General features: G+C 61.0%; 14 protein-coding genes. 7 read left to right on the top strand and 7 right to left on the bottom strand.

Annotated features, from left to right (window positions below):
• Window positions 1-522 precede the first annotated feature (522 nt).
• Both PSJE_RS27945 and cobF read left to right on the top strand, forming a co-directional pair.
• Window positions 523-1,095: a histidine phosphatase family protein gene (locus tag PSJE_RS27945; RefSeq protein ID WP_090457942.1), complete on the top strand. Its 573-nt coding sequence runs from the start codon at window positions 523-525 to the stop codon at window positions 1,093-1,095.
• Window positions 1,095-1,850: a precorrin-6A synthase (deacetylating) gene (gene cobF, locus PSJE_RS27940; protein ID WP_090456352.1), complete on the top strand. Its 756-nt coding sequence runs from the start codon at window positions 1,095-1,097 to the stop codon at window positions 1,848-1,850. The genes PSJE_RS27945 and cobF overlap by 1 nt, the downstream gene beginning before the upstream one ends.
• Window positions 1,851-1,913: 63 nt before the next feature.
• On the opposite strand, the gene ftrA is transcribed toward cobF, so the two are convergent.
• Window positions 1,914-2,942, bottom strand: a complete 1,029-nt coding sequence (gene ftrA, locus PSJE_RS27935; RefSeq protein ID WP_090456350.1) for a transcriptional regulator FtrA — start codon at window positions 2,940-2,942, stop codon at window positions 1,914-1,916.
• A gap of 101 nt (window positions 2,943-3,043) precedes the next feature.
• Between ftrA and PSJE_RS27930 the strand changes: the two genes are divergently transcribed.
• Window positions 3,044-3,478: a rhodanese-like domain-containing protein gene (locus PSJE_RS27930; protein WP_090456349.1), complete on the top strand. Its 435-nt coding sequence runs from the start codon at window positions 3,044-3,046 to the stop codon at window positions 3,476-3,478.
• Window positions 3,479-3,605: 127 nt separating this feature from the next.
• Here the strand turns inward: PSJE_RS27930 and PSJE_RS27925 are convergent, their stop codons facing one another.
• On the bottom strand, window positions 3,606-4,247 hold the full coding sequence (locus tag PSJE_RS27925) for a type 1 glutamine amidotransferase (protein WP_090456347.1): 642 nt from the start codon (window positions 4,245-4,247) through the stop codon (window positions 3,606-3,608).
• Between the two features lie 330 nt (window positions 4,248-4,577).
• Here PSJE_RS27925 and PSJE_RS27920 point away from each other — a divergent pair, with 330 nt between their 5' ends.
• The 3 genes from PSJE_RS27920 (at window position 4,578) to PSJE_RS27910 (ending at window position 7,561) form a co-directional block, all read left to right on the top strand.
• Complete coding sequence (locus tag PSJE_RS27920) at window positions 4,578-5,357, top strand: ABC transporter substrate-binding protein (protein WP_090456345.1); 780 nt, start codon at window positions 4,578-4,580, stop codon at window positions 5,355-5,357.
• A 192-nt stretch (window positions 5,358-5,549) separates the two neighbouring features.
• On the top strand, window positions 5,550-6,662 hold the full coding sequence (locus tag PSJE_RS27915) for a succinylglutamate desuccinylase/aspartoacylase family protein (protein WP_090456344.1): 1,113 nt from the start codon (window positions 5,550-5,552) through the stop codon (window positions 6,660-6,662).
• A gap of 182 nt (window positions 6,663-6,844) precedes the next feature.
• A complete protein-coding gene (locus PSJE_RS27910; protein ID WP_090456342.1) occupies window positions 6,845-7,561 on the top strand; it encodes an alpha/beta hydrolase in 717 nt (238 codons plus the stop codon).
• A 3-nt stretch (window positions 7,562-7,564) separates the two neighbouring features.
• On the opposite strand, the gene PSJE_RS27905 is transcribed toward PSJE_RS27910, so the two are convergent.
• Both PSJE_RS27905 and PSJE_RS27900 read right to left on the bottom strand, forming a co-directional pair.
• Window positions 7,565-8,131, bottom strand: coding sequence for a DcrB/PsbP domain-containing protein (locus PSJE_RS27905; protein ID WP_090456340.1), 567 nt, complete (start codon window positions 8,129-8,131; stop codon window positions 7,565-7,567).
• Window positions 8,132-8,269: 138 nt separating this feature from the next.
• A complete protein-coding gene (locus PSJE_RS27900) occupies window positions 8,270-9,064 on the bottom strand; it encodes a hypothetical protein (RefSeq protein ID WP_090456338.1) in 795 nt (264 codons plus the stop codon).
• Between the two features lie 167 nt (window positions 9,065-9,231).
• On the opposite strand from PSJE_RS27900, the gene PSJE_RS27895 reads away from it, so the two are divergent.
• Window positions 9,232-9,762, top strand: a complete 531-nt coding sequence (locus PSJE_RS27895) for a chalcone isomerase family protein (protein WP_090456336.1) — start codon at window positions 9,232-9,234, stop codon at window positions 9,760-9,762.
• 246 nt (window positions 9,763-10,008) lie between these two features.
• On the opposite strand, the gene PSJE_RS27890 is transcribed toward PSJE_RS27895, so the two are convergent.
• Genes PSJE_RS27890 through PSJE_RS27880 form a run of 3 tightly spaced genes read right to left on the bottom strand, consistent with a single transcriptional unit; the run spans window position 10,009 to window position 12,602 of the window.
• A complete protein-coding gene (locus PSJE_RS27890) occupies window positions 10,009-11,190 on the bottom strand; it encodes an acetyl-CoA C-acetyltransferase (RefSeq protein WP_090456334.1) in 1,182 nt (393 codons plus the stop codon).
• A gap of 11 nt (window positions 11,191-11,201) precedes the next feature.
• Window positions 11,202-11,867: a CoA transferase subunit B gene (locus PSJE_RS27885; RefSeq protein ID WP_008021761.1), complete on the bottom strand. Its 666-nt coding sequence runs from the start codon at window positions 11,865-11,867 to the stop codon at window positions 11,202-11,204.
• Between the two features lie 36 nt (window positions 11,868-11,903).
• Complete coding sequence (locus tag PSJE_RS27880; protein ID WP_034150336.1) at window positions 11,904-12,602, bottom strand: CoA transferase subunit A; 699 nt, start codon at window positions 12,600-12,602, stop codon at window positions 11,904-11,906.
• Window positions 12,603-12,728 lie beyond the last annotated feature (126 nt).

The raw sequence follows: 12,728 nt of genomic DNA, 5'->3' as shown, positions 1-12,728 counted from the left end.
CCTGACTATCACTGTCGGTTTTTCCACACATTAAATCGGTGGTCATCTGAACGTTGTCAGGCGCCACGCTTTTTCTTATCGGATGTTTCTTGGGATGGACCGCATTAAACGAGGAGCAGGCGGTTCGGTCGGAGGTGGTGCCTGGCCAGGCGCGTTGATCGGGTGTTCGAGTAAAGGCATCCGGGCTCCTGCTGGATGAGTGTGGCACGTGTTTTAACAATCCGTTGAAAGGAGTATTTAATCATCGCGTACTGCCTGTCTAGTGAATTTTCGCGTGGTCTGCTCGTGCCCGAAAAAGGTGCGAAGTGCCTGTACTACGGGGCTACGCCGATGTCGTAAAGTCTTGTAGGCGATTGCCTGCATTGCGGTCAGCCATGACAGAAAATCTCGCAGGAAATGACTGAAGGAATCCGTTTCAAACAGGAAAATTAAACACCACCCGGGCCTGCTTTCTTGCGGCACAATTGCGCGATGGCGGTCACCTGACGCCGTCGTTTCTTTCCATCCCTGGAGTGATTGCTGGTGCAGGCAACCCGTTTAACCCTGATTTGCCACGCTCGAACCGTCGCACAGAAATTGGCGCGCTTTCCTCTGGACGAGCCTCTGGAGATGGATTGGCAAGCGCTCAGGCTTTCCCGTTGCAATCAGTTCAAGGGCGCTCCGCGTCTTGTCTGTGGTCCGGAGTTGCGCACCCGGCAAACCGCTGGACTGTTCGGCAGTGCGCCGCAGATTGTCGACGCCTTGAAGGACTGCGATTTCGGGCGCTGGGGCGGTGAGCGCATCGGTGATCTGCAAAAAACCGAAGCCCAGACGCTCCAGCATTGGCTGGACGACCCGGCTTCGGCCCCCCACGGCGGTGAGTCGCTGGTGCAACTGGGCGAGCGGGTGGGCGCCTGGCTGACAACCTTGCAATCGACGCCGGGGCACATCGTTGCCGTTACCCATCCCTTTGTCATCCGCGCCGCGCTGACGCAAGTGTTGCAGGGGGGCGCGTCCAACCTGATTGATGTCGAACCCCTGTCGGCCGTCGAGTTGAGGTTCCATGACCGCTGGCGACTGCGCTTTCCGGGCATCGATCCCGAGGAGCTGTTGTGATGAAAAAACTCCTGGTCATCGGGATCGGTGCCGGCAACCCCGACTACATCACGATGCAGGCCGTGAAGGCGCTGAATCAGGTCGATGTTTTTTTTCTCATGGACAAGGGCCAGAGCAAAGACAAACTCATCGATCTGCGCCGCGAAATCTGCGAGCGCTACATCACCGGCCACGACTACCGTTTTGTCGAAGCCCACAGCCCCGAGCGTGAGCGCGGTGAGGTGGACTACAAGAGCAGTGTCGACGACTTGAACCTGGCCAAACAACAGACCTTCGAACGGTTGATCAATGAAGAGCTGTCCGACAGCCAGTTTGGTGGTTTTCTGGTGTGGGGCGACCCTGCGCTGTACGACAGCACCATCCGTATCCTTCAGGCGATCCAGGCCTCGGGCGCCTGTGGGTTCGAGTTCGAGGTGATTCCCGGGATTACCAGCGTCCAGGCATTGGCGGCACAACACAAGGTGCCGCTCAACCAGATTGGCCGCTCCGTTGAAATCACCACCGGCCGACGCCTGGCGGCAGGGCAGGTGAGCGATGCCGACAGCCTGGTGGTGATGCTCGATGCCCAGGATGCTTTCCATCAGGTGGTGGATCAGGACACCGAGATTTACTGGGGGGCCTATCTGGGGACGCCGGATGAAATCCTGATCAGCGGCAAGCTCAAGGATGTCGCGGATGAAATCGAACGGGTGCGCAAGGCGGCGCGGTTGGCCAATGGCTGGATCATGGATACCTATCTGCTGCGAAAGCCGTGATCAGTCGGTGACCGGGCTGACGCCTTCGCGAGCAAGCCCGCTCCCACAGTGGATCTTCAGTGTTCACACCATCGGTGTGGGAGCGAGCCTGCTCGCGATTGCGCCTTGAAGGTCAACCGAAGGTAAAGTGTTACCCCCACGCCCAAACCGCTCCCGATACACCGAAGGCGGCACGCCAACCACCGTTCGAAACGCCACCCGGAAACTTTCCACCGAGCGATAACCACAGCGTTCGGCAATCTGCTCGGTGTTCTGGTCGCTGCTTTCCAGCAGTTCACGGGCGCGGCCCAGACGTTCGTGCTGCAACCAGGTTTTCGGTGACTGGCCGCTGGCTTCGGTGAAGCGGCGCAGGAAGGTGCGTTCGCTCATGGCGGCTTCGCTGGCCAGGTCGCGCACCTCCAGCGGCTCGTGCAAACGCTCACGTGCCCACTGCATGACGCGGGAAAGATCGCTGCGCGGTGCAGGACTGACCGGCGTCGGAATGAATTGCGCCTGGCCACCGCTGCGTTGCGGCGACATGACCAGGCGTCGCGCCACGGAGTTGGCCACCTGGGTGCCGAAATCCCGCGCCACCAGGTGCAGGCAGGCATCGATGCCTGCCGCGCTGCCGGCGGAGGTGATCAATTGGCCGGAATCGACATACAGCACGTCCGGGTCCACGAGGATGCCGGGAAACCGCTCGGCCAGTTCCGAGGTATAGCGCCAGTGCGTGGTCGCACCGTGCCCGTCGAGCAACCCGGTGGCGGCGAGGACGAAAACACCGGAGCAGATCGACAGCAACCGCGCCCCCCGGGCATGGGCCTGGCGCAAAGCAGCGATCAGTTCTGCTGGCACCGTGGCGCTGCGGTCGCGCCAACCGGGAATGATGATGGTGCGGGCATCGGCGAGCAATTCCATGCCGCCATCGGCCAGCACCTGGATGCCGCCCATGGCCCGCATCGGACCTTGATCGACCGCGACGATACGATGCTCGTACCACGGAAAATCGAATTCAGGTCGTGGCAGGCCGAAGATCTCCACGGCAATGCCGAACTCGAACGTGCACAGGCCGTCGTAGGCCAGAATCGCGACCATTCCTGGGGTGGGTTGCATTTGGCGGAAAGTTCCCGGTGAGTGTCTTGTACGCCACTGTAGCCGCAAGTGGCTGGCGGATAAAGTCTTTCCACACCCACCACCTCTTTGGAGTACAGCCCATGACCAGCCTGGTTCGCGAAATTCCCGCCGCCCCATCGGCCATCGCCCTGATGCATTTCAGTAACCGTCTGACGTTCGAAACCGATTGTTCCGACGTCTACGGCAGCCAGCAGGCTGGCGAAGTCGATTTCATTCTGGTGGATGTTCGGGGGCCGCTGGCGTTCGAGCGCGGGCATGTACCGGGAGCGATCAACATTCCCGGGCGCTTGCTGAACGCCGAAGGTTTGGCGGGTTATCCGAAAAACAGCCTGTTTGTGGTCTATTGCGCCGGGCCTCACTGCAACGGCGCCAACAAGGCGGCGGTGAAACTGGCGGCCTTGGGGTATCCGGTCAAGGAGATGATCGGCGGCGTGACAGGGTGGCTCGATGAAGGGTTTGAGTTGAGTGTCGGGGTGCCGCGGCCGGTGAATGCTGTGATCGGTTGTGAATGCTGATATCCAAACAGCATTGATCATTGTGGCGAGGGGGCTTGCCCCCGTTGGAGTGCGAAGCGCTCCCGACTATTTCAGAGGGTTGCTGCACAACCCGACGGGGCAAGCCCCCTCGCCACAGGTATGTATTTCAGCGAAAGGAAGCGGCCGCCCACCACTCATCCAGTGTCGCCTGCAACCACGCCAGCACATCGGCGTAGGCCGCATCGTCCTGCGGCCCTCGGGGCAACGGCGACTCATCGCCAAAATGCGCATTGAGCAGGGCCACCGACTCGGCGTTCCACTCCGGATGAAACTGCAGACCCAGCCGCGCCGGCCCGGCTCGGTACATCTGCTGCACACAGTGCTCGCTGCTGGCCAACAGCTGCGCGGCTGGCGGCAGGTCGATGGCGTCTTCGTGCCACTCCAGCACCTTCAGCGTTTTCCCATCGATAAAGGTCACGGTGGTCCATCCGGTTTCGGTCCGGTCCATCCGCCGTACATTCCCGCCCAGGCTCAGCGCCAGCAACTGTGCCCCCAGGCATATGGCGAACACGGCCGCGTCCTGATCCAGCGTGCCTCTGAGCCATTGCCGTTCGGCTTCCAGCCAGGCCGGGCCGGCATCGGATTCATAAGGCCCGCCCAACAGGATCACGGGTTCGGCGCTGACGGGCGGCAATTGGCCGAGGTCGGCGCGAAACACCTTCAGCGTCAGCCCTCGGGATTCGGCCCAGATGGCGATGGCGCCCGGACCTTCGGCGCAGTGGTGCTGGATCAGGTTCAACGTGGGCATCACGCTACTCTCGATGGGACGCAAGGGCGCTCAATGTGCCGCAAAACACCGGGCATCGCCAGTCGTCGCATTCTGTCGGATGGAGTCGGAAAACCTGTAGGTTTGCTCTGAAAACGCGGTATGTCTGACAGACTTTGCACCGTCATGGCGCGTTCACCTCGATGCCTCTCTTCGGGTGCCACTTTTCTATAAATATTTGTCGCCTTGGCGTAATTTACCCTCCTGTAGCCGCTCTAGACTGCCGGCCACTTCGGTTCCCGCTCACGAAGCGATGACCGAGCGCTGCCAATCGAAGCTGCCAATAAAAGCCTCCGCACACAGGAGTTAAAAATGAAGAAGCTAGTGATGTTCGGTGCCCTGGCACTGTCGATGTTGTCCCTGACCGCCGTGGCCGAAGACGCCAAGCCGATTCGCATCGGTATCGAAGCCGGCTACCCGCCATTCTCGATGAAAACCCCTGACGGCAAACTCACCGGTTTCGACGTGGATATCGGCGATGCGCTGTGCGAGCAGATGAAAGCCAAGTGCACCTGGGTCGAACAAGAGTTCGACGGCCTGATCCCTGCGCTGAAGGTCAAGAAAATCGACGCCATCCTGTCGTCCATGACCATCACTGACGACCGCAAGAAGAACGTCGATTTCACCATCAAGTACTACCACACCCCGGCGCGCTTCGTGATGAAGGAAGGCAGCGACGTCAAGGACCCGCTGACCGAACTCAAGGGCAAGAAAGTCGGTGTGCTGCGCGCCAGTACCCACGACCGCTTCGCCACTGAAGTGCTGCAACCGGCCGGGATAGTCCTGGTGCGCTACGGCTCCCAGCAGGAAGCCAACCTGGACATGGTTTCCGGCCGCATTGACGCGCTGCTGGCCGACTCGGTCAACCTGGACGACGGTTTCCTGAAAACCGACGCCGGTAAAGGTTTTGCCTTCGTCGGCCCTGAGTACAACGATCCGAAATACTTCGGCGGCGGCGCAGGCATTGCCGTGCGCAAGGGCGATAAGGAACTGGCGGACAAGTTCAACACCGCCATCACCGAAATCCGCGCCAACGGCAAGTACAAGCAAGTGCAGGACAAGTACTTCAAGTTTGACGTTTACGGCGAGTAAGCGAGCCGTTCAAGAAAGTGGTAGTCGTTGACGCGGCTGCCACTTTTTTTGTGCAATTTTTTCAGCGAAGAAGATACCTGTGGGAGCGAGCTTGCTCGCGATAGCGGTGGGTCAGGCAAAATGGCTTCGACTGAATGAACGCCATCGCGAGCAAGCTCGCTCCCACAGGTTTCTCTGTTTTCAGGAGTTTATATGCAACGCATCGACCACAAACTGCCCTGGAGCCACCTGGGCAGCGAGCGTACCCTCAGCGTGTTTCGTTATGGCGCGGGCACGCGCAAGGTGTACATCCAGGCCAGCCTGCACGCCGACGAATTGCCGGGCATGCGCACCGCCTGGGAGTTGAAAAAACGCCTGGCCGAACTTGAACAACAGGGACAATTGAAGGGTGTGATCGAACTGGTGCCGGTGGCCAATCCCATTGGCCTCGACCAGCACTTGCAAGGCAGCCACATGGGGCGTTTCGAGCTGGGCAGCGGCAAGAATTTCAACCGCTCGTTCGTCGAACTCAGTGCGCCGGTGGCCGCGTTGATCAGTGATCGTCTCGGCAGCGATGCCCAAGCCAACATTGCGTTGATTCGCCAGACCATGGGCCAGGTCCTCGACAGCTTGCCGGCAGCGGCATCGCAGCTGGAAGCCATGCACCGCCTGTTGCTGCGCCATGCCTGTGACGCCGACATCACCCTCGACCTGCATTGCGATTTCGATGCGGCGATCCACATCTACGCGTTGCCGCAGCACTGGCCGCAGTGGCAATCCCTGGCGGCGCGTTTGCAGGCCGGCGTGGCGTTGTTGTGTGAAGACTCCGGCGGCAGCTCGTTCGATGAATCCTGTTCTTCGCCATGGTTGCGCCTGGCCAGGGCGTTCCCGGCGGCAGCGATTCCACCGGCCAACCTGGCGACCACCCTGGAACTGGGCAGCATGGGAGACACCGGCGTCAATCAGGCCCAGGCCAATTGCGAGGCCATTCTCGGGTTCCTCGCCGAGCAGGGATTCATCTCCGGCACCTGGCCGGCGGCACCGGCCGAATGCTGTGAAGGCATGCCATTCGAAGGCACCCAATACCTGTTCGCCCCGCATCACGGCGTGGTCAGCTTCCTGCGCGAGGCCGGGGAGTGGGTGGAGAAGGGCGATGCACTGTTCGAGGTGGTCGACCCGTTGAACGACAAGGTCACCACCGTGCAGGCCGGCACCAGTGGTGTGCTGTTCGCCATCGACCGTGGGCGCTACACCCAGCCAGGCAGCTGGCAGGCGAAGGTCGCCGGGCGCGAGCCGATTCGGGTGGGCAAGTTGATCAACGACTGAGTCAGTAATTTTCTTTGTCTGTACTGGCCTCTTCGCGAGCAAGCCCGCTCCCACGGGGTTTACGCGTTCCCTGTGGGAGCGGGCTTGCTCGCGAAGGCGGCATCGGCCACGCCTGAGATGTTCCTGTCTACTGCACAGTGTTAGGCTCTTGCGCGAATCCTGCATTCAGTGAAGGAAGACCCATGTTGAAGATTCTCGCGCTGCTCACGCTCCTGGTATCCACCGCTGTCCACGCCCAAACCCCGCTGCAAACCGACTTGCCGCTCAAGTATCTGGAGCAGGCCAACGCCGATTCGAACCATCAACCCCTGGTGATTTTCCTCCACGGTTACGGCAGTAACGAGCAGGACCTGTTCGGCATCAAGGATGACTTGCCCGCGTCCTACACCTACCTGTCGGTGCGGGCACCCTTGGTGATGGAGGCGGGCAGCTACCAGTGGTTTCGCAAGAAGGGCGAAGGGGCCTACAACGGCGAGACCGATGATCTGAAGTCCAGCGGCCAGTTGTTGCTGGATTTCGTCGCACAGGCTACGAAGAAATATCACACCGAACCGGAGAAGGTGTTCCTGGTCGGCTTCAGCCAGGGCGCGATCATGACCTACGAAACAGGCCTGCGGCATCCCGAGGCGCTAGGCGGGATCGCTGCGTTGAGCGGACGGATTCTGCCGGTGCTCAAGTCCGAGCTCCAGCCGGATGAAAAACGCCAGTCGCTGGCTATTTTCATCGGTCATGGCGAGCAGGACAAACGCCTTCCCTACAGCGACGGTACTGAAGCCAACAGCCTGCTGCAGACCGTGTCACTCGAACCCGAGTTCCACGGCTACCCCGGTGTCGGTCACAGCATCAGCGCCGACGAGATACAGGACTTGAGCGCCTGGTTGCAGCGTCTCAACCCCTGACATTCATTTTCCGCTGACGATCTGCTTGACCAGGGTTTCGTGGGCCGCCATGTCGCCGGGGCGGGAAATCACCTGGATCACCGCCATGCGAGTGCCGGATGCGGCCATCAGCGTGGTGGTGAGGGTCATGCCACCGCCTTGCGTGGCAGTGCCGTCGATCTGGCGCAGGCCCAGCCCGGTTTTCTGGGTCAGGGCTTTCTCGCTGAGCTTGTTGTAGTCGGGCAGGGATTTGTGTTGCGCCGCATCGAAATCGGCCACGGTGCCGTCGAGGAACCCGCCGTCGTTGTCCTTGACGCTGACACCGTTGGGTAGAGTGTTTTCAGCGGCGATCACCACGGTCTTGGTGGTTTCATTGCTGTAGAGGGTGCCGCTGGCACCGTCCGGGCTGGCCGGCAGCGGGTTGGCGACGAAACCCTTGGGCAGGTTGAAGGTGAACTTGCTGCCGAGCATGGAGACTTTATGGGCGGGCGCATCGCTGGATGTGGCCTTGGCGGCCTGCGCATTCAAAGCCCCAAGGCCGGTAGCGGCTGCCAGCAGCAGTACAAGGGCTTTTTTACTCAACAATGACATTGGAATCTCCAGGGATGTGCGCGCGGTGGGGCGCGATCATCCCATGGAGGTTGCGATGCATTCCAGCGTGCTTTACCCAGCGGTCATCTTGGCTGAACACCCACCTATGCTCAGGGCAGCTCGATGAGCTGAGGCAGCTTAGCGTTTGATGGCTGCTCTTTGAGTGTCAGTCGCCGGGCCGGCTGGCCGCGCCAGCAGGCGTTTGGTCACGCCCAGCATGGCCACCGACACCGCGACGCCCAGCACAAAAGCGTTCATTCCCATCGTCGGCAGGGCCAGGGCCAACACCAGGCAGAAGGCGGCGAACGAGTACATGCCGGTGGCAGTGGCGCGCAGCAGCGCGGCGGTAAAGGCCGGGCCACGGGTTTGCTGGGAGAACACCGCCATCACGCTGCCCAATACGGGGAACACTGCCAGCAGGCCGCTCCAGCGGTCACCGACGGTGCTGGCCAGCAGTGTCACCACCAGGGTGAGCAATGCACCGGCCACCATGCGCAACAGAAGCTTGTCGGATTTCGGCGCCGGGCCACTGAGCACGGGTTGCACAGTGGGGAACAGGTACGGTGCGGCGAGCAGCGCGGTGGCGGCGGCGCACACCGAAAACACCAGGGAGGCCGGGATCAACGACAGGACAACCGCCACCAGTGCCCAGACCGACAGCGAGATCAACAGCGCCAGCGGCCATCCGGCCCGTTGTGCGACCTGGGCGTAGCTCACGCAAAACGCAATCATCGCGAACATGGCTGACAGCGCGGCGGTGGCCGATTGCGCAGCGAACGCCTGGCCTTGTTCGAGGGCGAGGAACAACAGGATCGGCCCGACCACCACCGGCAACCCCGACAACCAACCGGCCACGCTCGGCCCCCAGCGTTTGCCAGCCAGGGAAATCAGCAGCAGGAAGCCTGGGATCACCAGCAGTTTGAGGATCAACACGCGCACGTCTCCGACCTTGTGAGGTGGCAACGGTAACATTGCAGCGGGTAGATTGCTTTATGTGCATGTAAGTTTTGTATACAAAAATAGAGATTTTCTCGAGTTCTACGAAAGGCTCTTTTGCGCAAACGTTTTATCAAGGCATCCCACGATGAGGACAGCTCACCTTGAAACGCCAACGTTCACCCCTGCGCCATGGTCTGTGGCTGCTTGTCTTGCTGAGCTGCCAGGCCCTGGCCAATTGGCAGGACTCGCTGCCCGGTGCGCAAATCCTCGGCAGTGGTGAGTTTCGCAAGTACGGCTTCGATGTCTACAGCGCACGGCTCTGGAGTACTTCGCGACCCCTGGCGAGCGATCAGCCGTTCGCCCTGGAGCTGATCTACCAGCGCAGCATTTCCCGTGATGACCTGGTGAATGCCAGCGTCAGGGAAATCAAGCGACTCGCCGGCACCTCGGTCAGTGCCGAGCAACTGGCTTCCTGGCAGGTGCAGATGCAACAGTCGTTCGTCGACGTACAGGCCGGCACGCGGCTGACCGGTGTCTATCTGCCGGGGCAGGGCGCGCGGTTCTTTCTCGGCCAGCAGCTGTTGCGTGATGTGAAGGACCTGCAATTCGCCAAGGCGTTTTTTGCCATCTGGCTCGATCCGCGTACCGGCAACCCCGAGTTGCGTCAGCAGTTGTTGGGCGTGGCGCCGTAAACTTTGCGATGATCCGGGCCTCATCGCGAGCAAGCTCGCTCCCACAGTGTTTGGCGGTGTGGCTCCATTTTGTGAACAGTACAAAAACCTGTGGGAGCGAGCTTGCTCGCGATGAACGATAACGCGGTCCATCTGAATAAAACGCAGGCAAAAAAGAACCCGGTGCGACTTGCATCGCACCGGGTGTTTTTCCAGGCGGTCACGGATCTTCGTGGGTCCCCGCGCCGTCTGTTGAACGCTGTTGGCTTAAGCCCGTTCGAGCGCCAGTGCCACGCCCTGACCACCACCGATACACAGGGTGGCGAGGCCTTTCCTGGCGTCACGCTTGAGCATTTCATGCAGCAGGGTCACCAGCACGCGGCAACCCGAGGCACCGATCGGGTGACCCAGGGCGATGGCGCCGCCGTTGACGTTGACCTTGTTCAAGTCCCATTCCAGGTCCTTGGCCACGGCCAGCGATTGCGCGGCGAAGGCTTCGTTGGCTTCGATCAGGTCCAGCTGGTCGATGGACCAGCCGGCCTTGTCCAGGCAGCGGCGGGTGGCCGACACCGGGCCGATGCCCATGATCGCCGGGTCGACGCCTGCGTTGGCGTAGGCGGCGATTTTTGCAAGGACTGGCAGACCCAGGGCCTTGGCCTTTTCGGCGCTCATCAGGATCACGGCCGCGGCACCGTCGTTCAGCGACGAAGCGTTACCGGCGGTCACCGAACCGTCCTTCTTGAAGGCGGCTTTGAGTTTGCCCAGGGATTCGGCGGTGGTGCCGGCCCGTGGCTGCTCGTCGGTGGCGAAGGACAGCGGATCGCCCTTGCGCTGCGGGATCAGGATCGGCGTGATTTCATCGACGAATCGCCCGGCTTCGATGGCGGCCACGGCTTTCTGCTGCGAGGCGGCGGCGAACGCGTCCTGTTGCTCGCGGCTCAGGCTGTATTTCTCGGCCAGATTCTCGGCGGTGATACCCATGTGGTAATCGTTGAACGCATCCCACAGGCCATCGCTGATCATGGTGTCGACGATTTGCGCGTGACCCATGCGCAGGCCGGTGCGGGCACCGGGCATGACGTAGTTGGCCAGGCTCATGTTTTCCTGGCCACCGGCGATGATCACCTCGGCATCGCCGCAGCGAATCGCCTGGGCACCCAGGTGCAGGGCCTTGAGACCGGAGCCGCAGACCTTGTTCAGGGTCAAGGCCGGCACGGCGAAGGGCAGGCCGGCCTTGATGGCGGCCTGGCGCGCAGGGTTTTGCCCGGCGCCGGCGGTCAGCACCTGGCCCATGATCACTTCATCGACTTGCGCAGGATCCAGGCCGGTTTGTGCCAGCAGCTGGCGGATCACCGCAGCGCCCAGGTCGACGGCGGACACATTGGCCAGCGAACCCTGGAAACTGCCGATCGCGGTGCGCGTGGCGGCAACAATGACGACTTCTTGCATGGAATGATTCCTCACTGGGCAGCGAACTGCATTTCCGGTACGTGGTCCGGCACGATCAGTTTACCTGCGGTCTTGGCGACGATCTCTTCGACGCTGACGCCCGGCGCACGTTCTTTCAGGATGAACGCGCCGTTTTCGATTTCCAGGTAGGCCAGGTCGGTCAGTACACGCTTGATGCACCCGGCGCCGGTCAGCGGCAGGCTGCATTGGGACAGCAGCTTGGACTCACCGTCCTTGGATGCGTGGGTCATGATGACGATGATGTTGTCTGCGCCGGCGACCAGGTCCATCGCGCCGCCCATGCCCTTGACCAGTTTGCCGGGGATCATCCACGAGGCGATGTTGCCTTGCACGTCCACTTCAAAGGCGCCCAGCACGGTCAGGTCGACATGACCACCGCGGATCATCGCGAAGGACTCGGCCGAGGAAAAGATCGAAGCACCGATACGTGCGGTCACGGTTTGCTTGCCGGCGTTGATCATGTCGGCATCGATGGTGTCTTCAGTAGGAAAAGGACCCATGCCCAGCAAGCCGTTTTCCGACTGCAGCATGACTTCCATGCCTTCGGGGATGTAGTTGGCGACCAGGGTCGGAATGCCGATGCCCAGGTTCACGTAGAAGCCGTCCTGCATTTCGCGGGCGACGCGTTGAGCCATTTGTTCGCGGGAAAGTGCCATTGTTTTTATTCCTTCATTCGGTCCGGGGGCAGGGGATCACTTACGCACGGTGCGCTGTTCGATGCGCTTCTCGAACGTGCCGCAGATGATCCGGTCGACGTAGATGCCAGGGGTGTGGATCTGCGCCGGGTCCAGCTCGCCGGGTTCGACGATTTCTTCGACTTCGACCACGGTGATCTTGCCGGCGGTGGCCGCCAGCGGGTTGAAGTTCTGGGCGGTGTGGCGATAGATCACGTTACCGAAATGGTCGGCTTTCCAGCCTTTGACGATGGCGAAGTCGCCGGTGATGGATTCTTCCATCAGGTACTTGCGACCATGGAATTCGCGGACTTCCTTGCCGTCGGCGACAGGCGTGCCAACGCCGGTGGCGGTGAAGAACGCCGGGATGCCGGCACCGCCTGCGCGCATTTTTTCAGCGAGGGTGCCTTGGGGGGTCAGGGTGACTTCGATTTCGCCCTTGAGCAGTTGCTCTTCGAACAGCTTGTTTTCGCCGACGTAGGACGCGACCACTTTGCTGATCTGGCGGTCGGTCAGCAGTACGCCAAGGCCGAAACCGTCGACGCCGCAGTTGTTGGAAACCACGGTGAGATCGCGGGTGCCCTTGCGCTTGATCTCGTTGATCAGGTTTTCCGGGATCCCGCACAGGCCGAAGCCGCCGGCGATCACGGTCATGCCGTCTTCAAGACCTGCCAGAGCTTCCTCGTAGGAACTCACGCGCTTGTCGAAACCTGCCATATGCACCTCTTTTATTCTTTGTGGGCGGCTGGCTAGCCGAATGGAATGGAGTGTCTCGCTGCCAGATTCATTTGTTAAGTTGTTTTTTAGAGCGGATTGATTGATAAAGCTCAATAATGTGCTGCC

The organism is Pseudomonas jessenii, from assembly GCF_002236115.1.
GTDB lineage: Bacteria > Pseudomonadota > Gammaproteobacteria > Pseudomonadales > Pseudomonadaceae > Aquipseudomonas > Aquipseudomonas jessenii.
This window is presented reverse-complemented; position numbering and strand designations above follow the sequence as displayed.